Below are 20394 nucleotides of genomic sequence, written 5' to 3' on the forward strand. Positions count from 1 at the left end.
CGTCACCCACGGTTCGGGCCCGTCCCAGGAGGACCCTTGCGCCGAACGCGCCTCACCCTCGCTCTCGCCCTCGTGGCCGGGAGCGCCGTCGTCGGCATCCCGTCGGCCGCCTCAGCTGCACCTGGGGACACCCAGGTCCAGTTCATCGCCATGAACGACTTCCACGGCCGGATCGCACCGCAGAGCGGTGGGGACGGGCAGCTGCTCACCACCGGGACGGGCAACGGACCGGACGGGGTCGCCGGGACGGCGGACGACGGGACCGAGCTCGTGGGCGGGGCCGCCTACATCTCCGCCGCCGTCCAGGCTCGGCAGGCCGCCTTCGCCGCGTCCAGCGGGAACGGGGCCTCGTACTTCGTCGGCGCCGGTGACCTGATCAGCGCCTCGCCGTTCAACTCCAGCGTCTTCCGCGACGAGCCCACCATCGAGGTCCTCAACGCCATGGGCCTGGACGTGTCGGCGGTCGGCAACCACGAGTTCGACCGGGGGCAGGAGGAGCTCTACCGGGTCTCCGCCGCCACCGACGACGACTTCTCCGACGACGTGACGGCGTGCGAGGGGGTCACCCCCGGTGTCGACGGGTGCTTCGGGGACGACGGCCACGAGTTCGAGGGCGCCGAGTTCCCGTACCTGGCGGCCAACGTCGTCGAGGGGACGACGATCGCGGACGCCCCGATCCTGCCGCCGTACGAGTTGCTCGACGCAGGGGACAACAAGCGGGTCGCCCTGATCGGCGTCGTCACCAGCGACACCGCGAACATCGTCAGCCCCGACGGGATCGCAGGCCTGACGTTCCTGGACGAGGCCGAGACGATCAACTACTACAGCGACCTGCTCACCGACCCGGCCTTCCCGGGTGGACCGGTCGAGGCCATCGGCGTCCTGATCCACGAGGGTGGGTCCGTGCCCAGCGCGCCGCAGTCCTACAACGGCTGCGCGGGCGCGCTCGCCGGGACGCCGATCGCCGGCATCAACGCCGCGATCAATACGGGTGACGGCGCGGCGGTGGACTTCATCGTCAGTGCCCATACCCACGTGCCCTACAACTGCACGCTGCCCGGCGGTTCCGACGGCAACCGACTGGTCACCCAGGCCGGCTTCTACGGCAAGGTGATCAGCGACATCCGGCTCGAGCTCGGGGCCGACGGCGACGTCGACCGCACGACCTCGGTCGCGACCAACGTGCCGGTGCTGCGGACCGGCGTCACCCCGGATCCCACGGTGCAGGCGATCGTCGACTACTGGGAGGCGCGTGCGTCCGAGGCAGGCAGCGTGCAGGTCGGGTCGCAGACCGGTGACCTCGACCGGGCTTACCGGGCGGGTGCCGCGGTCCGTGACTCGGAGTCCTCGCTCGGCAACCTCATCGCCGACTCCCAGCTGGCCTACGCCCGGTCCGTCGCCTCGCTCGGCGGCCCCGACGTGGACGTCGCCTTCATGAACCCGGGAGGCATCAGGGCCGACATCAACTGCGCGTCGTCGGGAGCGGGTGACCCCAACGGCAACATCAACTTCGCGGAGACCTTCGCCGCCCAGCCGTTCAGCAACACGGTCAACACCGTCGAGCTCGACGTCGCGGCCATCGACGCCATCCTGGAGCAGCAGTGGGCTGCCCGGCCGACGACGGTGAACTTCCTGCAGCTGTCGGTGTCGTCGAACCTCCGCTACGACTTCGACGACCGCCTGCCGCTGGGTCAGCGGGTCAGCAACATCACCCTGGACGGTGCGCCGCTCCCGGCCAGCGGCACGCTGACGGTCGCTGCGAACTCGTTCCTGATCACCGGTGGTGACAGCTTCAAGGCCTTCACCACCTACGTCGCCCCCGGCTCCACGGTCGTCACCGGCGGCAACGACGTCGATGCGCTGAACGCCTACGTCCTCGCGGGCTCCCCGGTGACCCCGCCGGCGGTGGACCGGGCCAACTCGCTGAACCCGGCGGCGACGTACGACGACGACGGGTCGGGCCTGGGTCCCTGCGACCTGACCTCCACCCCGGGCGGGACCGGCGGCACCCCTGGTGAAGGAGGCGCGACGCCGGGCGCACCCGGCACGCCCGGCACCCAGCCGGTCGCCAACCCCGGCAACGGCATCGCGGCCGGCAACCTGGCCAACACCGGCGCCGCCACCGGGCAGCTGACCGCGCTCGGCGCGGGCCTGCTGCTGGCCGGCGTGGTCGCCACAGCTGCGGGCTACCGTCGCGGGCGTGGCGTCACCGAGTAGTCCCGAGCACGACAGCACCAGCAGCACCGACGACCAGAGGCCGGCTCCCGCGACAGCGTGGGGGCCGGCCTCCGGCGTCGGGTCACTGCCCGGCACCGACCCGGCCGAGGCCGTCCGGCTCGTGGTGGGGGAGCTGCCCGACCTCGCCCACCTGCCCGAACTGCCCGCGCGCGGCCCCGGCGCCGACATGCTCGGGCGCAGCGCGGCCCTGCTCGTCGACGTCTACGTCGACCTGACCCCGGCGGGCTGGCGCCTGGTGCCGAGGCCGGGCCGGGACCTGCAGCGGGCCGTCGAGTTCCTCGCCCGCGACCTGGACGCCCTGCACGACGTCGCCGCCGACTGGACCGGGCCGTTCAAGGTGCAGGCCACCGGGCCGTGGACGCTGGCCGCAGGCCTGGAGCGCACCCGGGGCGACCGGGCCGTCACCGACGCCGGCGCCCGCCGGGACATCGCGCAGTCCCTGGCCGAGGGGCTGCGCGCCCACGTGGCCGAGGTCGCCGCCCGGCTGCCCGGCGCGGAGGTCATCGTGCAGTTCGACGAGCCGTCCCTGCCGGCTGTGCTCATGGGCGGGCTGCCCACCCAGAGCGGCTTCGGCAAGCTGGCCGCCGTCGAGGCCCAGGTCGTGCAGGAGGAGCTCGCCGGGTTCCTCGCCGCGCTCGGCTCCCGCACGGTCGTGCACTGCTGCGCACCGCGCGCGCCGCTGGGTCTGCTGCGGGCGTCCGGCGCCGACGCGGTCTCCTTCGACCACGGCCTGGTGCAGGACCTCGACGCCGTCGGCACCGCCGTCGACGCCGGTACCCACCTGTTCCTGGGCGTCGTCCCCGGCACCGGCACGGGGCTGCCGGCACCCAAGGCCACGGCCACCCGCCTGCAGGCCTGGTGGAACGAGCTGGGCTTCCCGGCCGAGGACCTGCACCGCTCGGTCACCCTCACCCCGGCGTGCGGCCTGGCCGGCGCCACACCGGCCTACGCGCGGGGAGCACTGGCGCACGTCCGCGAGGCGGCCAAGTACCTGCTCCCGGACTGAGGATGTCGGGGGTGCCGACTAGCGTCCTGGACGTGAGCAGTGAGGACGACGTCGCCACCCCCGAGGTCGGTGCAGCCCAGGAGCGCGCCGACGTCACCGAGGTCCCCGAGGGCGCCCGCCACCGGCACATCGAGCTGTCCGAGGAGCTCGACCGGCTGGCCTTCGCGTACTACGTGAAAGACGCCCCGCAGGTCAGCGACGGCCAGTACGACGAGCTGATGGGCGAGCTCAAGGCCCTGGAGGCCGAGCACCCGGCCCTGGTCACCCCGGAGTCGCCCAGCCAGAAGGTCAACGGCGGCTTCGGCGCGACGTTCTCCCCGGTCACCCACCTCGAGCGCATGCAGAGCCTGGACAACGCCTTCGACTCCGACGAGCTGTCGGCCTGGGCCGCGCGCGCCGACCGGGACGGCGCGGCCGGTGCCGGCTACCTCTGCGAGCTCAAGATCGACGGCCTGGCCATCGACCTGGTCTACGAGCGCGGCCGGCTGGTGCGCGCGGCCACCCGCGGCGACGGCGTCACCGGCGAGGACGTCACCGCCAACGTGGCCACCATGGCCGACGTGCCGCAGCAGCTCACCGGCGACGTCCCCGAGCTGGTCGAGGTGCGCGGCGAGGTCTACTTCCCGGTGGCCGCCTTCGCCGAGGTCAACGCCGCGCAGGTCGAGGCCGGAAAGGCGCCGTTCGCCAACCCGCGCAACGCCGCGGCGGGGTCGCTGCGGCAGAAGGACCCCCGCGTCACCGCCACCCGTCCGCTGCGCCTGCTGGTGCACGGCATCGGCGCCCGCACCGGCTTCGAGGTGGAGCGCCAGTCCGAGGCCTACGAGCGGCTCAAGTCCTTCGGACTGCCCACCAGCGAGCGCTACGAGGTCGTGCCCGACCTCGAGGCGGTCTGGGCCTACATCGAGCGCTACCGCGAGCAGCGGCACGCCGTCGAGCACGAGATCGACGGCGTGGTCGTCAAGATCGACCAGGTCGCGCTGCAGCGTCGGCTCGGGTCCACCAGCCGGGCGCCCCGGTGGGCGATCGCGTTCAAGTACCCGCCGGAGGAGGCCACCACGAAGCTCCTGGACATCCGGGTCAACGTGGGGCGGACCGGCCGGGTCACCCCCTTCGGCTACATGGAACCGGTCAAGGTCGCCGGCTCCACCGTGCAGCTGGCCACCCTGCACAACGCCAGCGAGGTCGAGCGCAAGGGCGTCTGGATCGGCGACACCGTGGTCATCCGCAAGGCCGGGGACGTCATCCCGGAGATCCTCGGCCCGGTCGTCGACGTCCGGCCCGCTGACGCGCACCCGTTCGTCATGCCCACCCACTGCCCCGAGTGCGGCACCGAGCTGCGGCACGAGAAGGAGGGCGACGCCGACATCCGCTGCCCCAACTCCCGCTCGTGCCCGGCCCAGCTGCGGGAGCGGGTGTTCCACGTCGCCGGGCGCGGCGCCTTCGACATCGAGGTGCTCGGCTACGAGGCCGCCACCTCGCTGCTGGAGAGCGGGCTGCTGGCCGACGAGGGAGACGTCTTCGCCCTCACCGCCGAGCAGCTGCAGACCGCGCCGTTCTTCACCAAGAAGGACGGCACGCTCTCAGCCAACGGTCAGCGGCTGCTGACCAACCTGCAGACCCGCAAGGACGTCCCGCTCTGGCGGGTGCTGGTCGGTCTGTCGATCCGGCACGTCGGGCCCACCGCCGCGCAGGCGCTGGCCCGGGAGTTCCGCTCGATGGACCGGCTGATGGCCGCCTCCGAGGAGGAGCTGGCCGCCGCCGACGGCGTCGGCCCGACCATCGCCACCGCCGTCCGCGACTGGTTCGCCGTCGACTGGCACCTCGGCGTGGTCGAGAAGTGGCGCCGCGACGGCGTCCGGATGGAGGACGAGGCCTCCGACGACGGTCCCGGCCCGCTCACCGGCGTCACCGTGGTGGTCACCGGGTCGCTGCGCGACCACAGCCGGGACGAGGCGATCGCGGCCATCCAGGGCCAGGGCGGCAAGGTCACCGGCTCGGTGTCCAAGAAGACCGGCTTCGTCGTGGTCGGGGCCGACCCGGGCAGCAAGTACGACAAGGCCGTCCAGGTGAAGGCGCCGGTGCTCGACGACGACGGCTTCGCCGTGCTGCTCGAGCAGGGCCCGGACGCCGCCCGTGCGGTGGCCACCATCGGCGACGGCAGCGAACCCGAGCCCGCACCCGAGCCGGACGGCGAGCGGCCCGCCCCGAAGAAGCGGGCCCCCCGGAAGAAGAAGACCCCCGTCGAGGAGACCGGGACAGTCGACGAGGTGCCCGAGGACCCGACCCCGTCCTGAGGTCCCGCCGGAGGCGGGATCCCGCTCAGGCAGGCGGCAGCTGGGCGACGGTGGCGGCGATGCCGGTCAGGTGGGCCAGCCGCAGCAGCTCCGAGCGGCGGAAGGCCGGCCCGCCCGAGCGGCCGAGCAGCACCGCGGCACCGCCGTCGAAGGGTGCGGCCATCATCTCCACGGCCATGTCCTGCCACATGGCCGGCACCCAGTCGGCCTCGCTGGGCAGCAGCACCGGCGTCCGCAGCGGCAACCAGGGAAGCACCAGGTCGGCCAGCCCGGGGGCCGCCTCGGAGGCGGCCAGCACGGTGACGTCGTCCGGGGTGCCGGTCAGCACGACCGCCCAGCCGCCGTGCAGCACCCGGGGCAGCTCGTCGGCGAGCAGGGTCGCCGTCCCGCCGCCGGCCCGGCCCAGGGACTCCAGCAGCTCCAGCTCGCGGTGGGTGTCCAGCTGCCCGGAGAACGGGCGCAGCGACTCCACCTGCACGCCGGGCACGGTCATCACCGCGGTGATCAGGCCGTCGGCGACCCGGTCCTCGGGCAGCTCGACCACGATGTCGTCGACGGCCACCCCACCGCCGCGCTCGAGCACGTCGACCGAGACGATGTCGATGCCGGCCAGGCCCAGCGCGGTGGCCACCGCGCCCAGGATGCCGGGGCGGTCGGGGACGACGAGACGGAGCAGGTAGGACACGGGCACCTCCGCAGGACCGCCGGGTGTCGATCTCCGTCGATCGCGGGCAGCGGTCAGCCTGCCCCATCGGCCCCCGCCAGGGCCAACCCGGCTCGCGGGCCGGGGCCCGTGGGCCCGCCCACGTAGACTCCCAGGGTCGGGAGCCCGGTGCTCCCGACGTCCACCGACACCCAGCCGACCGACTTGGGGCCCGCCACCGCATGAGCACGGACAGCAGCAGCCTCTCCCGGGACGACGTCGCGCACCTCGCGCAGCTGTCCCGGCTCGCCGTCACCGACGAGGAGCTGGACCTCTTCGCCGACCAGCTCGGGGTCGTCCTCGGCGCCGTCGCCCGGGTGCAGGACGCCCCCACGGCCGACGTCGCGCCGACCACGCACGCGGTGCCGCTGACCAACGTGTACCGCCCCGACGTCGTCGCCCCGAGCCTGTCCCGCGACCAGGCGCTCTCCGGCGCGCCCGCCGCCGAGGACGACCGGTTCCGGGTGCCGCGCATCCTGCAGGAAGAAGCATGAGCACCGACCTGACCCGCCTCGACGTCACCGCGCTCCGGGCCGCCCTGGCCGACGGCAGCGCCAGCGCCGTGGAGATCACCCAGGCCCACCTGGACGCCATCGCGGCCACCGACGGCACGCTGAACTCCTACCTGCACGTCGACGGCGAGACCGCGCTGGCCACCGCCGGCGAGGTGGACCGCCGCCGCGCGGCCGGTGACGAGCTCGGCCCGCTCGCCGGCATCCCGGTGGCCCTCAAGGACGTCGTGGTCACCGAGGGCGTGCCCACCACCAGCGGCTCGAAGATCCTCGAGGGCTGGACGCCGCCCTACGACGCCACCGTCGCCGCCCGCCTCAAGGCCGCCGGCACCGTGCTGCTGGGCAAGACCAACATGGACGAGTTCGCGATGGGCTCCTCCACCGAGAACTCCGCCTACGGCCCGACCCGCAACCCGTGGGACCACGACCGGATCCCCGGCGGCTCCTCCGGCGGGTCCTCGGCCGCTGTCGCCGGCCACCTGGCGCCGTGGGCGATCGGCACCGACACCGGCGGCTCGATTCGCCAGCCCGCCGCCGTCACCGGCCTGGTCGGTCACAAGCCGACCTACGGCTCGGTGTCCCGCTACGGGCTGATCGCGTTCTCCTCGAGCCTGGACCAGGCCGGTCCGATGGCCCGCACCGTCGCCGACGCCGCCCTCATGCACGAGGTCATCGGCGGCCACGACCCGCGCGACTCCACCAGCATCGACGCCCCGGCCGCCCCGTTCGTCGAGGCGGCCCGGCAGGGGGCGACCGGCGACCTGTCCGGCGTCACCGTCGGCGTCGTCCGCGAGCTCGGCGGCGAGGGCCACACCGACGGCTACGAGGCCGGCGTGCTGGCCGCGTTCCAGGCGGGTGTGGACCAGCTGCGGGCCCTGGGCGCCGAGGTCCGCGAGATCTCCTGCCCCAGCTTCGACCTGGCGCTGGCCGCCTACTACCTGATCGCGCCGTCCGAGGCGTCGTCCAACCTGTCGCGGTTCGACGGCGTCCGGTACGGCCTGCGGGTCGGGGACGACGGCAGCCGCGACCTCGACGAGGTCATGGCGCTCACCCGGGCGAAGGGCTTCGGCCCCGAGGTCAAGCGCCGCATCATCCTGGGCACCTACGCGCTGTCCTCGGGCTACTACGAGGCCTACTACGGCCAGGCGCAGAAGGTCCGCACGCTGATCGGCCGGGACTTCGTCTCGGCGTTCGCCGCGGACGGCGGGGCCGTGGACGTGCTGGTCAGCCCGACGTCCCCGATCGTGGCCTTCCCGATCGGCCAGCGGGTCGACGACCCGCTGTCGATGTACGCCGCCGACCTGTGCACGCTGCCGGCGAGCCTGGCCGGCACCCCGGCCATCTCGGTCCCGTGCGGGCTCTCCGAGGGGCTGCCGGTCGGCCTGCAGGTCATGGCGCCGGCGCTGGCCGACGACCGGTGCTACCGGGTCGCCGCAGCGCTGGAGGCAGCGCAGGACGCCGCCCGCGGGGGAACGTTCCTGAGCCAGCTGGGGGCCTCGGCGTGAGCAACGCCCTCAAGGCCGCGTGGGGTCTGACCGCGTTCGTCGTCCTCGCCGGCGTCGTGCTGTGGGCGACCACCGGCCGCGCCGTGTTCGCCGTGTTCATCGTCCTCGGGGTGCTCACCGCCGTCGGTGCCGTGGTCACCGGCCGCGCCGAGACCCGAGAAGCAGCCAGGAAGCAGGGGGAGAAGTGAGCACCGACCGTCTGCTCGAGTTCGACGACGTCGTCGCCCGGTACGAGCCGGTCTTCGGCCTGGAGACCCACGTCGAGCTGGGCACCGCCTCGAAGATGTTCTGCGGGTGCGCCACGACCTTCGGCGCCGAGCCCAACTCGCACACCTGCCCGGTCTGCCTGGCCCTGCCCGGCGCGCTGCCGGTGGCCAACGCCGCCGCCATCGAGGCCACCATCCGGATCGGCCTCGCGCTGGGCTGCCGGATCGCCACCTGGTGCCGGTTCGCGCGGAAGAACTACTTCTACCCCGACATCCCCAAGGGCTTCCAGACCAGCCAGTACGACGAGCCGCTGTGCACGGCCGGGCACCTGGACGTCGAGGTCGACGGCGAGACCTACCGCGTGGAGATCGAGCGGGTGCACCTCGAGGAGGACACCGGCAAGAACCTGCACGTCGGTGGCGCCACCGGCCGCATCCACGGCGCCGACCACTCGCTGGTCGACTTCAACCGGGCGGGCATCCCGCTGGTCGAGATCGTCACCCGGCCGGTCCCCGGCGTCGGCGCCAAGGCCCCCGAGGTCGCCCGCGCCTACGTCGCCGAGCTGCGCGAGATCCTGCTGGCCCTGGGCGTCTCCGAGGTCCGCATGGAGCAGGGCAACCTGCGCTGCGACGTGAACACCTCGCTGGCCCCGACCGGGTCGCTGGAGTGGGGCACCCGCACCGAGACCAAGAACGTCAACTCGCTGCGCTCGGTCGAGCGGTCGGTGCGCTACGAGATGCGCCGCCAGGCCGCCCTGCTGGACGACGGCGTGCGGATCCTGCAGGAGACCCGGCACTTCCACGAGGACACCGGGTCCACCTCGGCCGGCCGGAGCAAGGAGGAGGCCACCGACTACCGGTACTTCCCCGAGCCCGACCTGGTGCCGATGGCCCCCGACGCCGACTGGGTCGCCCAGCTGCAGGCCGACCTCCCCGAGCTGCCGGCCGCCCGCCGGGCACGCCTGCGCGAGGAGTGGGGCATCTCCGACACCGAGATGGCCTGGCTGGTCAACGCCGGTGCGCTGGGCCTGGTGACCGACACCGTCGCTGCCGGCGCGGACCCGGCCGATGCCCGCAAGTGGTGGCTGGGCGAGCTGTCCCGCCGCGCCAAGGACGACGGCGTGGAGCTCGCCGACCTGGCGGTCACCCCGGCGCAGGTGGCCGAGCTGACCGCACTGGTCGCGGCCGGCACGGTCAACGACCAGCTGGCCCGCCAGGTGCTCGACGGCGTGCTCGCCGGCGAGGGCTCGCCGCAGCAGGTCGTGGACTCCCGCGGCCTGGCCGTGATGGGGGAGTCCGACGAGCTCGGGGCCGCCGTCGACGCCGCCATCGCCGGGGCGCCCGACGTTGTGGAGAAGGTGCGCGGCGGCAAGACAGCGGCGCTGGGTGCCCTGGTGGGCGCCGTCATGAAGGAGACCCGCGGCAAGGCCGATGCAGCCACCGTCCGGCGGATGCTGGAGGAACGGGTGCTCGGCGGGTGATCTCGTTGCAGCCACTGCAGCGAGCGGACCTCGGTCTACTCGCTGCGTGGCTGGCCGAGCCGCTGGTGGCCCGCTGGTGGGCCGAGGACCCGGGTGAGGTCGAGGCCCGCTACGGCCCGTCCATCGACGGCGCGGACCCCACGGCCCTCTACCTCGGGCTGACCGACGGCGAGCCGTTCGGCTTCGTCCAGGTCTACCGGTTCGCCCACGAGCCGTCCTACGCCGCCGAGCTCGCGCCGGTGCACCCGGTGCCGGCCGGCGCGCTGAGCATCGACTACCTCGTCGGGACGGCGGGCCACCGCGGTCGCGGCCTGGGCGCCGGGCTCATCCGCGCCGCGGTGCAGCGGGGCTTCGCCGACCACCCGGACGCCCAGGACGTCGTCGTCCCGGTGCACGCGGAGAACTACGCGTCCTGGCGCGCCCTGGAGGCGGCCGGGTTCACCCGCGTGGCCGAGGGCGAGCTGGAGCCGGACAACCCCGCCGACACCCGCGCCCACGTGGTGTACCAGCTGAGCCGACGCGCAGCTCCCGGCTGACGAGGTGGCCCGCAGGGGCGCCGAGGATGGCGAGGACGCGCTCCACACCAGCCGGGTACGGCACCTGACCGCGGTCGGAGCCCGGAGGGCGACAGTCGTTACAGCGGGCTGGTCTGCTCCGAGGCGGGCGGCTGGATGCGCAGCACCTTGTCGTCGTCCTCGGCCGGGGTGCCGAGCCCGTCGGTGTTCGAGGTGGTGATCCACAGCGCGCCGTCGGGGGCGAGCACCACGGTCCGGAGCCGGCCGTACTCGTCGGGGAGGAACGGCTCGGGGTCAGCGACCGGGGCGCCGTCGGGCCCGAGGGTGGCCAGCACGACCTGCCGGCCGTCCAGCGCGCCGAGGAAGACGAAGCTGCCCGACACCGCGCACCCGGCCAGCCCGCCGGTCTCGGCGGGGACGGTGAGCACCGCGGGGTTCGCGCCCGGGATGGCGACCGGGGAGCCGTAGTCGCCGCCGGGGATGAGCGCGTCGAACTCGTCGGGACCGGTGGCGGAGTCGTCGGTGGCGTAGACGGCACCCTCGGCGTCCAGGCACAGCCCCTGCACGTTGGACAGCCCCGAGCTGTAGACCGCGCTGGCGCCCACCGGCTGGCCGAACACGTCGTAGGCGAGCACCTTGCCGGCCAGGGACGCCGGGTCCTGGGCCAGCGGGGCGTTGCCGGTGTCGCCGGTGCCTACGTACAGCGTGCCGTCGACGCCGAACACCAGGCCACCGCCGTTGCGGGTCTCGCCCCGCGGGATGCCGGTGACGACCGGGTTCGGGGCACCGCCCATCGGGAAGCGGACCACCCGGTTGTCCGTCGCCGTGGACAGGTAGGCGTAGAACAGCCCGTCCTCGGCGAAGGTGGGCGACAGCGCCAGGCCCAGCAGGCCGCCGTCGCCGGTGGCGTCCACCCCGGCCACGACCATCAGCTCGCGGGCGGGGGAGCGGTCGGGGAAGACCTGCAGCAGGCGACCGGTCTCGCGCTCGGCGACGATCCCGGTGCCGTCGGGCAGCAGCACCAGCCCGGTCGGGACGGCGAGGTCGGTGGCCAGCACGTTCGGGTCGCCGGCCTCCTCCTGCTCCGAGCCGGGGGTCGACGGGTCGCCGGGGGCCGGCGCGGGCGTGGTGTCCGACGGCGGGCCGACCTGCGGACCCGGCGCCTCCTGCACCTCGCGGAACGGACCGGCGGGGGTGTAGCCGCCGCCGCAGCCGGCCAGCAGCAGGCAGGCGCCCGCGGCCAGCAGTGCGCGAGCTCCCCGGGTCACCCCGCCCAGGGTACGCACCGGCGGTGTCCCGGATCGCCGTCCGCGGGCGGTCCCCCTAACGTCTGGTCCCGTGCCCGACAGCCTGATCATCGACCTGCCCGACGACGCGGAGCTGCACGTCCTGGTGCCCTCCCGCGGCCTGGCCGAGCACCTCGAGCAGCTCGACCCCCGGGTCCGGGCGCACCGGGTCGACCCCACCGAGGGCGCCCCGACCGGGGACGCCGCCCGCGCCCAGGTCTGGGTGCCGGCCGGTGGGTCCGGCATCCCCGACGGCTTCCTGGACGGCCTGCCCGACCTCCAGCTGGTGCAGCTGATGAGCGCCGGCGCCGAGAAGTTCGCCGGCCGGCTGCCCCAGCGGGTCGTGCTCTGCAACGCCCGCGGCGCGCACACCCCGGCGACGGCCGAGTGGGCCGTGGCCGCCGCGCTCGCCGCCCAGCGCGGCATCCCGCACTTCACCCGCGAGCAGGACGCCGGCCGGTGGTCGTTCGGAACCGAGCACTCCATGGTCGGGGCGAAGGTCCTGGTCGTCGGGGCCGGGGACATCGGGCAGCTGATCGGCCGCATGCTCGCCGGCTTCGACGTCGACCTCACCTACGTCGCCCGCACCGCCCGGGACGGCGTCCGCGCCACCGCCGACCTGCCCGAGCTGCTGCCCGCGGCCGACGTCGTCGTCCTCATCGTGCCGGTCACCGACGAGACCGTCGGCATGGTGGACGCCGATTTCCTGGCCGCGATGAAGGACGGCGCGCTGCTGGTCAACGCCGCCCGCGGGGTCGTGGTCGACACCGATGCGCTGCTGGCCGAGCTCACCTCCGGGCGCCTCCGGGCTGCCCTGGACGTCACCGAGCCCGAGCCGCTCCCCGAGGGCCACCCGCTGTGGTCGGCGCCCGGGCTGCTGCTCACCCCGCACGTCGCCGGTGCCGTGCCCGACACCAACGCCCGCGCCGCGGCCGCCGTCGCCGACCAGCTGCAGCGCGTCCTCGCCGGTCAGCCGCTGGTGAACGTCGTCGACGCCTACTGAGGCCCTGGCAGAGGAACCTCTGCACCCCCTCACCGGCCGTTCAGGGGGTGCAGAGGTTCCTTTGCCGAAGCCGACGAAGCCGGAGCGCGGTCAGCCGACGTCGGGGATGCGGCCGTCGGAGACGGCGGCCAGGCGGGGCAGGTCCCGCGCCCGGACGACGGGCAGCCGGACCTCGGTGCCGGTGCGGCGCACCAGCCACAGCTCCTGGTCCTCGCCCACCCGGAGGCCGGCGACGTCGTCCCACGGCACCGTCGCGCCGGGCAGCAGCGTGCGCGGGGTGATCCCGGCCGGGCCGATGTCGACCCCGACCCGGAGCACCCAGACGGCGACCAGCAGCGGCACCAGCAGGAGCGGGGCGCCCCACCAGGCCGCGGTCGCCACCGGCAGCGTGCAGACCGCCAGCACCAGCACCGGCACCAGGGCCACCCGGCTCATCCTCATCCGCGCGACAGCCACGGCCCGATCGTCCCAGACGGGCCGGGCATACCATCCACGGTCGTGACGACCGTCGAGAACCCGCCCGCCAGCACCTCCTCGATGAAGCCCCGGTCCTTCGAGGTGACCGACGGCGACTCCCGCGCCCCGGCCCGCGCCATGCTGCGCGCCGTCGGCATGGGCGACGACGACTGGGTGAAGCCGCAGATCGGCGTGGCCTCGTCCTGGAACGAGATCACCCCCTGCAACCTCTCGCTGGACCGGCTGGCCAAGGCCGTGAAGACCGGCGTGCACGAGGGCGGCGGCTTCCCGCTGGAGTTCGGCACCATCTCCGTCTCCGACGGCATCTCCATGGGCCACGAGGGCATGCGCGCCTCGCTGGTCTCCCGCGAGGTCATCGCCGACTCGGTCGAGACCGTCGTGTTCGCCGAGCGGCTGGACGGCTCCGTCCTGCTCGCCGGCTGCGACAAGTCCCTGCCCGGCATGCTCATGGCCGCCGCCCGCCTGGACCTGGCCGCGGTGTTCCTCTACGCCGGCGCCACGATGCCCGGCAAGCTCGGTGACCGGGACCTGACGATCATCGACGTCTTCGAGGGTGTCGGTGCCTGCGCCGCGGGCAAGATCACCCGGGACGAGCTGACCGAGATCGAGAAGGCGACCTGCCCAGGCGAGGGTGCCTGCGGCGGCATGTACACCGCCAACACGATGGCCAGCGCCGCCGAGGCCCTGGGCATGAGCCTGCCCGGCAGCGCCGCCCCGCCGGCCCCGGACCGCCGCCGCGACGGCTACGCCGTGGAGTCGGGCAAGGCCGTCGTCGAGCTGCTCCGCCAGGGCATCACCGCCCGCGACATCATGACCAAGGAGGCGTTCGAGAACGCCATCACCGTGGTCATGGCCCTCGGCGGCTCGACCAACGCCGTGCTGCACCTGCTGGCCATCGCGCACGAGGCCGACGTCGACCTCACCCTCGACGACTTCAACCGGATCGGGGACAAGACCCCGCACCTGGCCGACGTGAAGCCCTTCGGCCGGTTCGTCATGACCGACATCGACCGCATCGGCGGCGTGCCGGTCGTGATGAAGGCGCTGCTGGACGCCGGCCTGCTGCACGGCGACTGCCTCACCGTCACGGGCAAGACGATGGCCGAGAACCTGGCGCACATCGCCCCGCAGGACCCCGACGGCGCGATCATCCACGCGATGGACAACCCGATCCACAAGACCGGCGGGCTCACCATCCTGCGCGGTTCGCTGTCGCCCGAGGGCGCCGTGGTGAAGAGCGCCGGCTTCGACGCCGAGGTCTTCGACGGCACCGCCCGGGTGTTCGACGGCGAGGCCGGCGCGATGCAGGCCGTCACCGAGGGCACCCTGAAGTCCGGCGACGTCGTCGTCATCCGCTACGAGGGCCCGCGCGGCGGCCCGGGGATGCGCGAGATGCTGGCCGTCACCGGTGCGATCAAGGGCGCCGGGCTGGGCAAGGACGTGCTGCTGCTGACCGACGGCCGGTTCTCCGGCGGGACGACCGGCCTGTGCGTGGGCCACATCGCCCCCGAGGCCATGGACGGCGGACCCATCGCGTTCGTCCGGGACGGCGACCGCATCGTGCTCGACCTCGCCGCCCGCACGTTGGACCTGCACGTGGACGCCGAGGAGCTCGCCCGTCGCCGCGAGGGCTGGGCCCCGCCGGCGCCGCGCTACACCCGCGGGGTGCTGGCCAAGTACGCGAAGCTCGTCGGGTCGGCGGCGCAGGGCGCGATCTGCGGCTGACGCGGGGGAGGGCCCGCAGCCCTAAGGGGTGAGAACACCCCGGCAGGGCTGCGGGCCGGGTCCGCCGCTGCCGACATCCGGGATGTGGACCGCATCCGGCGCTGGGCACCCCTGGTGGGTCTGGCGCTCCTGACCCTGCTCGGCGGCGCCCTCCTGCTCCCGCCGGGGGCGCGCCGGCCGGTCTCCGACGCCGTGGTGGTCACCGTCGCCGTCCTCGCCGCCGTCGTGCTGGCCCGGGTCGGTCGGCGCACCTGCGCCCGGGCGCGCGGGTGGCGCCTGGTGGCGGCCGCGCTGCTCACCGGGGTCGTCGTGTCGGCGTCCACCGAGCTGCTGGACCCCGCCCCCGGGTCGGTGGACCCGGCCCGCACGGCGGCCTCGGTCCTCCCGCACCTGCTCGGGGCGGTCGCCGTCCTCACCCTGCTCGGCCGCGGCCGGCTGCGCGCCGGCGGTGCGCGCCTGCTGGTCGAGAACGCCCTGTTCTGCACCGCCGCCTTCGTCCTGGCCCAGCTGCTCGTGGTCGGCCCGCTCGTCCGCGAGCTGTCGCCCGGCGGCCCGGCCCGGCTGGCGCTGGAGGCCAGCTGCCTGGCCGCCACCCTCCTGCTGGGCACCGGGCTCACCTTCGTCACCGCGGCCGGTCCGGCGCGGCGCACCACCGCCGGGGTGACCCTGGCCGGGCTGGCTGCGCTCACCGTCGCCGACTGCCTGGCCGTCGTGGTCTCCACCGGCTCCTTCGGCCTGCTCGGCACCGCCAGCCGGGCGGTCCTCCTGCTCGGGCTGGTCCTGCTGGTCCTGGCCGCGACGACCGACCCGGGCGACGCCCCGGGGACCGCCGGGGGACCGGCCCCCGGCGTCGGTGGGGCCCGCAAGCTCACCCAGGGCATCACCCTGGCCGGCCAGCTGCTGCCGCACGGCGTCATGGTGGTCGCCGCCGTCCTGCTGCTGGCCTCGGCCCTGTTCGTCGCCACCCCCACGCCGGCCGCCCTGGTCGCGGTCGCGGTGGGACTGCTGCTCACCGGGGTGCACCGGGTCGTCGTGGTCGGCGACGAGGTGCGCTGGGCCGGTCGGCTGGGCCGCAGCGAGGCCTACTTCCGCAAGGTGGTCCGGGCCAGCAGCGACGCCGTCCTCGTGCTCGACGAGCAGCGCGTCACCACCTGGGCCGCGCCGGCCCTGGCCGACCCCGCGCAGGCCGCCGGCCGACCGCTGGTGGGGGCCCTGCTCGTCGACCGGGTCCACCCGCAGGACGTCGAGACCGTCCGCGCCTGGCTCAGCGACCCCGACGGCCCCGCCGCCGCGCTCGGCGGGCTGTGCAGCTTCCGGCTGCCCGCCGCCGACGGCAGCTGGCGCGTGTGGGAGGCCGGGGTCACCGACCTGCGGGCCGACGCCGCGGTGGGCGACCTGGTGCTGCACTGCCGCGACGTCACCGTCCGGCTGCACGCCGAGGACGAGCTCCGCTCGCTGGCCTTCACCGACCCGGTCACCGGGCTGCCCAACCGGGCGGCGCACGTCATCGCGCTGGCCGAGGAGCTGGCCGCCGCGGGCGAGGTGTCGCAGGTGTCCCTGCTGCTGTTCGAGGTCGAGGGGCTTACCGCCGCCCGGGAGAACGTCGGCCGCGACGTGGTCGACCTGTCGCTGGTCGAGATCGGCCGTCGGCTGCGCGCCACCGTCCGCGGCGACGACCTGGTGGCCCGGGTCGGGGCCGAGGTGTTCGCGGTGCTCGCCCACGGCGAGGGCACCGAGCCCGACCGGGTGGCCTCCCGCTGCCTGTCGGTGGTGGAGCAGCCCGTCGTCACCCCGCTGGGCCTGGTGGACCTCAGCGCGGCCGTCGGCCTGGTGCCGCTGGTCGCCGGGCTGGGCTCGGAGACCGTGCTGGACCGCGCCGAGCTCGCCGTGCGCAGCGCCCGGCAGGCCGGGCCCGGTTCCGTGCGGCGCTACGACCCGCTGCTCGGCGAGGCCCGGGACCGCCGCGAGCGGCTGCGGGCGGACCTGGTGGGTGCCCGGGCGCGCGGCGAGCTGGGCCTGGTCTGGCAGCCGATCGTCTCGCTCACCGAGCAGCAGGTCACCGGCGTCGAGGCACTGGTCCGCTGGGACCACCCGGTGTTCGGCGAGCTCGAGCCCGAGGAGTTCATCCCGGTCGCCGAGCGCGCAGGGTTGGTCGGGGACCTGCAGCGCTGGGTGCTGCACGAGGCCACCCTGGCCGCGGCGGCCCTGCCCGAGCACGGCGCCCCGCTGCGGCTGGGCATCAACATCTCCCCGGTCCACCTGGCCAGCGGCACAGTGGTCGGCGACGTCTCCACCGCCCTGCGCGCCACCGGCTTCCCCGCCGAGCGGCTGGTGGTCGAGGTGACCGGCAGCACCGCGCTGCTGGAGGACCCGGCCATCTCCGCGGACTTCGCCGCCCTGCGGCTGATGGGCGTGCACCTGGCCCTGGACGACTTCGGCGCGGAGTCCTCCACGCTGGCGCACCTGACCCGGTTGCCGATCGACGTCGTCAAGCTCGACCGCTCCTTCCTGGCCCGGGTGGACAAGGAGGTGCAGACCCGTGCGCTGTGCGCCTCGGTCATCGGCATCGGCGGTGACCTGGGCATCGACGTGGTCGCCGAGGGCGTCGAGACGCCCAGCCAGCTGACCGTGCTGCGCACGATGGGCTGCGGCTTCGCCCAGGGGTTCCTGCTGTCCCGGCCGCTGACCCTGCCCGCGCTCGTCGCCTGCCTGGACGCCGGCCGGGGCCACCTGTGGCCCCGGCCAGGTCGGGCGGGTCGACGCCGGGTGACCCCGGGTCCCGCAGCCCGTCCCACGGAGCGGATGCCCCCGTCCCGGTGAGTGGGACGCGGTGGTTGACGCGGGGGGTTGCCCGGGCGCACAGTACGGGCGTGCTGCGTCCCGTCCTCCTCGTAGTCATCGACTAGCGCGTCGGTCCACCGACCGACGCGCTCACCCCTCCGTGCCTCCTGGCACGAGGGGTTTTTTGTTGGCCGAGCCCGACCGCACACCCACCCCCGCGCCCAGGGAGACCCGCCCCGCATGAGCACCACCACCAGCCCACCGACGTCCCTCGCGCCCGATCCCGCGGCGGTCGACGCCCCCACCCAGGCTGCCGCCGAGGCGACCGTCGGGGTCGAGACCACCGACGGGTCGGTGCTCGACCCGACGCGGCCGAGCACCGGCATCACCGGTGCGCAGAGCCTCGTGCGCTCCCTCGAGGCCGTCGGCGTCGACCTGGGGTTCGGGCTGCCGGGCGGGGCCATCCTGCCGCTGTACGACCCGCTGTTCGACTCCTCGGTGCGCCACGTCCTGGTCCGCCACGAGCAGGGCGCCGGGCACGCCGCCACCGGGTACGCGCAGGCCACCGGCCGGGTCGGCGTCTGCATCGCCACCTCGGGCCCCGGCGCCACCAACCTGGTGACCCCGCTGGCCGACGCCTACATGGACTCGGTGCCGATGGTCGCGATCACCGGGCAGGTGGCCAGCGGCTTCATCGGGACCGACGCCTTCCAGGAGGCCGACATCCGCGGCATCACGATGCCGATCACCAAGCACAACTTCCTGGTCGCCAGCGCCGACGAGATCCCGCAGCGGATCGCCGAGGCCTTCCACCTGGCCTCCACCGGCCGGCCCGGCCCGGTGCTGGTCGACGTCCCCAAGGACGTCCTGCAGGCCACCACCGACTTCGTCTGGCCGCCGCGGATCGACCTGCCCGGCTACAAGCCGACCACCCGCCCGCACGGCAAGCAGGTCCGCGAGGCCGCCGCGGTCATCCAGGCCGCGAGGCAGCCGGTGCTCTACGTCGGCGGTGGCGTGCTCAAGGCCGAGGCCAGCGAGGTGCTCGCCGAGCTCGCCGAGCTGACCGGCGCCCCCGTCGTCACCACCCTCATGGCCCGCGGCGCGTTCCCCGACAGCCACGCCCAGCACCTGGGCATGCCCGGCATGCACGGCACCGTCACCGCGGTCGCCGCGCTGCAGAAGGCCGACGTGCTCATCGCGCTGGGCGCCCGCTTCGACGACCGGGTCACCGGCAAGCTCGAGAGCTTCGCCCCGGATGCCCTGGTGGTGCACGCCGACATCGACCCGGCCGAGATCGGCAAGAACCGCAAGGCCGACGTCCCGATCGTGGGCGACGCCAAGGAGACGATCACCGAGCTGGTCGCCGCGCTTACCACGCTGCAGGAGCAGCAGGGCCGGCCCGACCTGTCCGCCTGGTGGGCCCAGCTCGACCGCTGGCGCGAGACCTACCCGCTGGGCTACGACCTGCCCGAGGACGGCGCGCTGTCCCCGCAGTACGTCATCGAGCGGCTCAGCGCCATCGCCGGCCCGGACGCGGTCTACTGCGCCGGTGTGGGCCAGCACCAGATGTGGGCCGCCCAGTTCGTGAAGTACGAGAAGCCCCGCACCTGGCTCAACAGCGGCGGCCTGGGCACGATGGGCTACGCCGTCCCCGCCGCCATGGGTGCCAAGGCCGGTCGCCCCGAGGCCACCGTGTGGGCCATCGACGGCGACGGCTGCTTCCAGATGACCAACCAGGAGCTGGCCACCTGCGCGATCGAGGGCATCCCGATCAAGGTGGCCGTGATCAACAACGGCAACCTGGGCATGGTCCGGCAGTGGCAGACCCTGTTCTACGGCGGTCGCTACTCCAACACCCGGCTGCACAACCGCGGCTCCGGCGGCGGCGACATCGAGCCGATCCGGATCCCGGACTTCGTGAAGCTGGGGGAGGCGCTGGGCTGCGTCGGGCTGCGCTGCGAGCGGCCGGAGGACGTCGACGCCACCATCGCCGCGGCCATGGAGATCGACGACCGCCCGGTCGTGATCGACTTCGTGGTCGGCTCCGACGCCCAGGTCTGGCCGATGGTCGCCGCCGGCGCCAGCAACGACGACATCCTCGCCGCGCGCGACGTCCGCCCGGTCTACACGGAAGGCCCGGTCTGATGCCCCGCCACACCCTGTCGGTCCTGGTCGAGAACAAGTCCGGTGTGCTGGCCCGCGTCTCGGCGCTGTTCAGCCGCCGCGGCTACAACATCGAGTCCCTGGCCGTCGGCCCGACGGAGAACCCCGACCTCTCCCGGATGACCATCGTGGTCGACGTGGAGAGCCAGCCGCTGGAGCAGATCACCAAGCAGCTGAACAAGCTGATCGAGGTGATCAAGATCGTCGAGCTGGACGGCGCCTCGGTGCAGCGCGAGCTGCTCATGGTCAAGGTCCGCGCACCGCTGGCCGACCGGGCCCAGGTGCTGCAGACCGTCGAGCTGTTCCGGGCCAAGGTCATCGACGTCAACACCGACACGGTGACCGTCGAGTCCACCGGCACCCCGGAGAAGCTGCAGGCGCTGCTCGCCGTCCTGGCACCGCTCGGGATCAAGGAGATGGCCCAGTCCGGGACCGTCGCCCTGGCCCGCGGTCCGCGCTCGATGAGCGGCGCCGGTACGTTGCGCTCCGCCTCCTGAAC

At 74.2% G+C, this 20394-nt stretch carries 16 protein-coding genes; 13 read left to right on the forward strand and 3 right to left on the reverse strand.

Annotated features, from left to right (window positions below; genetic code table 11):
• Positions 1-36 precede the first annotated feature (36 nt).
• Genes LFA75_RS17420 through ligA form a run of 3 tightly spaced genes read left to right on the forward strand, consistent with a single transcriptional unit; the run spans position 37 to position 5538 of the window.
• Positions 37-2217, forward strand: a complete 2181-nt coding sequence (locus LFA75_RS17420) for a bifunctional metallophosphatase/5'-nucleotidase (protein WP_225234863.1) — start codon at positions 37-39, stop codon at positions 2215-2217.
• The gene (locus tag LFA75_RS17425) at positions 2201-3244 is read left to right on the forward strand and encodes a methionine synthase (RefSeq protein ID WP_225234864.1); all 1044 of its coding nucleotides are present in this window, start codon (positions 2201-2203) and stop codon (positions 3242-3244) included. The genes LFA75_RS17420 and LFA75_RS17425 overlap by 17 nt, the downstream gene beginning before the upstream one ends.
• Positions 3245-3276: 32 nt before the next feature.
• The gene (ligA, locus tag LFA75_RS17430; protein WP_225234865.1) at positions 3277-5538 is read left to right on the forward strand and encodes an NAD-dependent DNA ligase LigA; all 2262 of its coding nucleotides are present in this window, start codon (positions 3277-3279) and stop codon (positions 5536-5538) included.
• A 25-nt stretch (positions 5539-5563) separates the two neighbouring features.
• On the opposite strand, the gene LFA75_RS17435 is transcribed toward ligA, so the two are convergent.
• Positions 5564-6223, reverse strand: a complete 660-nt coding sequence (locus LFA75_RS17435; protein ID WP_225234866.1) for an ACT domain-containing protein — start codon at positions 6221-6223, stop codon at positions 5564-5566.
• A gap of 200 nt (positions 6224-6423) precedes the next feature.
• Between LFA75_RS17435 and gatC the strand changes: the two genes are divergently transcribed.
• The 5 genes from gatC to LFA75_RS17460 are packed head-to-tail and all read left to right on the forward strand — an operon-like array spanning position 6424 to position 10481.
• Complete coding sequence (gatC, locus tag LFA75_RS17440) at positions 6424-6735, forward strand: Asp-tRNA(Asn)/Glu-tRNA(Gln) amidotransferase subunit GatC (RefSeq protein WP_225234867.1); 312 nt, start codon at positions 6424-6426, stop codon at positions 6733-6735.
• Positions 6732-8258: an Asp-tRNA(Asn)/Glu-tRNA(Gln) amidotransferase subunit GatA gene (gatA, locus tag LFA75_RS17445; protein WP_225234868.1), complete on the forward strand. Its 1527-nt coding sequence runs from the start codon at positions 6732-6734 to the stop codon at positions 8256-8258. The genes gatC and gatA overlap by 4 nt, the downstream gene beginning before the upstream one ends.
• Positions 8255-8446, forward strand: a complete 192-nt coding sequence (locus tag LFA75_RS17450) for a hypothetical protein (protein ID WP_225234869.1) — start codon at positions 8255-8257, stop codon at positions 8444-8446. The genes gatA and LFA75_RS17450 overlap by 4 nt, the downstream gene beginning before the upstream one ends.
• Positions 8443-9945, forward strand: a complete 1503-nt coding sequence (gene gatB / locus LFA75_RS17455; protein WP_225234870.1) for an Asp-tRNA(Asn)/Glu-tRNA(Gln) amidotransferase subunit GatB — start codon at positions 8443-8445, stop codon at positions 9943-9945. The genes LFA75_RS17450 and gatB overlap by 4 nt, the downstream gene beginning before the upstream one ends.
• Complete coding sequence (locus LFA75_RS17460; protein ID WP_225234871.1) at positions 9942-10481, forward strand: GNAT family N-acetyltransferase; 540 nt, start codon at positions 9942-9944, stop codon at positions 10479-10481. Before gatB ends, LFA75_RS17460 begins: the two co-directional genes overlap by 4 nt.
• A gap of 98 nt (positions 10482-10579) precedes the next feature.
• Here the strand turns inward: LFA75_RS17460 and LFA75_RS17465 are convergent, their stop codons facing one another.
• Positions 10580-11728, reverse strand: coding sequence for a PQQ-dependent sugar dehydrogenase (locus LFA75_RS17465; protein WP_225234872.1), 1149 nt, complete (start codon positions 11726-11728; stop codon positions 10580-10582).
• Positions 11729-11798: 70 nt separating this feature from the next.
• Here LFA75_RS17465 and LFA75_RS17470 point away from each other — a divergent pair, with 70 nt between their 5' ends.
• The gene (locus tag LFA75_RS17470; RefSeq protein ID WP_225234873.1) at positions 11799-12749 is read left to right on the forward strand and encodes a 2-hydroxyacid dehydrogenase; all 951 of its coding nucleotides are present in this window, start codon (positions 11799-11801) and stop codon (positions 12747-12749) included.
• 90 nt (positions 12750-12839) lie between these two features.
• Here LFA75_RS17470 and LFA75_RS17475 read toward each other — a convergent pair whose 3' ends face one another.
• Positions 12840-13205 (reverse strand): PH domain-containing protein, encoded by a 366-nt coding sequence (locus tag LFA75_RS17475; RefSeq protein ID WP_225234874.1) that lies wholly within the window; start codon positions 13203-13205, stop codon positions 12840-12842.
• Between the two features lie 42 nt (positions 13206-13247).
• Between LFA75_RS17475 and ilvD the strand changes: the two genes are divergently transcribed.
• The 4 genes from ilvD to ilvN all read left to right on the forward strand — a co-directional run bounded on the left by ilvD (position 13248) and on the right by ilvN (position 20392).
• Positions 13248-14951, forward strand: coding sequence for a dihydroxy-acid dehydratase (ilvD, locus tag LFA75_RS17480; RefSeq protein WP_225234875.1), 1704 nt, complete (start codon positions 13248-13250; stop codon positions 14949-14951).
• 114 nt (positions 14952-15065) lie between these two features.
• Positions 15066-17771 (forward strand): putative bifunctional diguanylate cyclase/phosphodiesterase, encoded by a 2706-nt coding sequence (locus LFA75_RS17485; RefSeq protein WP_225234876.1) that lies wholly within the window; start codon positions 15066-15068, stop codon positions 17769-17771.
• Positions 17772-17972: 201 nt separating this feature from the next.
• Positions 17973-19877, forward strand: a complete 1905-nt coding sequence (locus LFA75_RS17490) for an acetolactate synthase large subunit (RefSeq protein ID WP_225234877.1) — start codon at positions 17973-17975, stop codon at positions 19875-19877.
• Complete coding sequence (ilvN, locus tag LFA75_RS17495; RefSeq protein ID WP_225234878.1) at positions 19877-20392, forward strand: acetolactate synthase small subunit; 516 nt, start codon at positions 19877-19879, stop codon at positions 20390-20392. The genes LFA75_RS17490 and ilvN overlap by 1 nt, the downstream gene beginning before the upstream one ends.
• The last annotated feature ends 2 nt before the right edge of the window (positions 20393-20394 follow it).

Source organism: Klenkia terrae (assembly GCF_900491935.1).
Taxonomy (GTDB): domain Bacteria; phylum Actinomycetota; class Actinomycetes; order Mycobacteriales; family Geodermatophilaceae; genus Klenkia; species Klenkia terrae.

What these genes read in the sequence shown, in the direction of transcription:
- gatC (WP_225234867.1), top strand. Translation starts at nt 6,424, where the DNA reads ATGAGCACGGACAGCAGCAGCCTCTCCCGGGACGACGTCGCGCACCTC.
- gatA (WP_225234868.1), top strand. Translation starts at nt 6,732, where the DNA reads ATGAGCACCGACCTGACCCGCCTCGACGTCACCGCGCTCCGGGCCGCC.
- LFA75_RS17490 (WP_225234877.1), top strand. Translation starts at nt 17,973, where the DNA reads ATGAGCACCACCACCAGCCCACCGACGTCCCTCGCGCCCGATCCCGCG.
- ilvN (WP_225234878.1), top strand. Translation starts at nt 19,877, where the DNA reads ATGCCCCGCCACACCCTGTCGGTCCTGGTCGAGAACAAGTCCGGTGTG.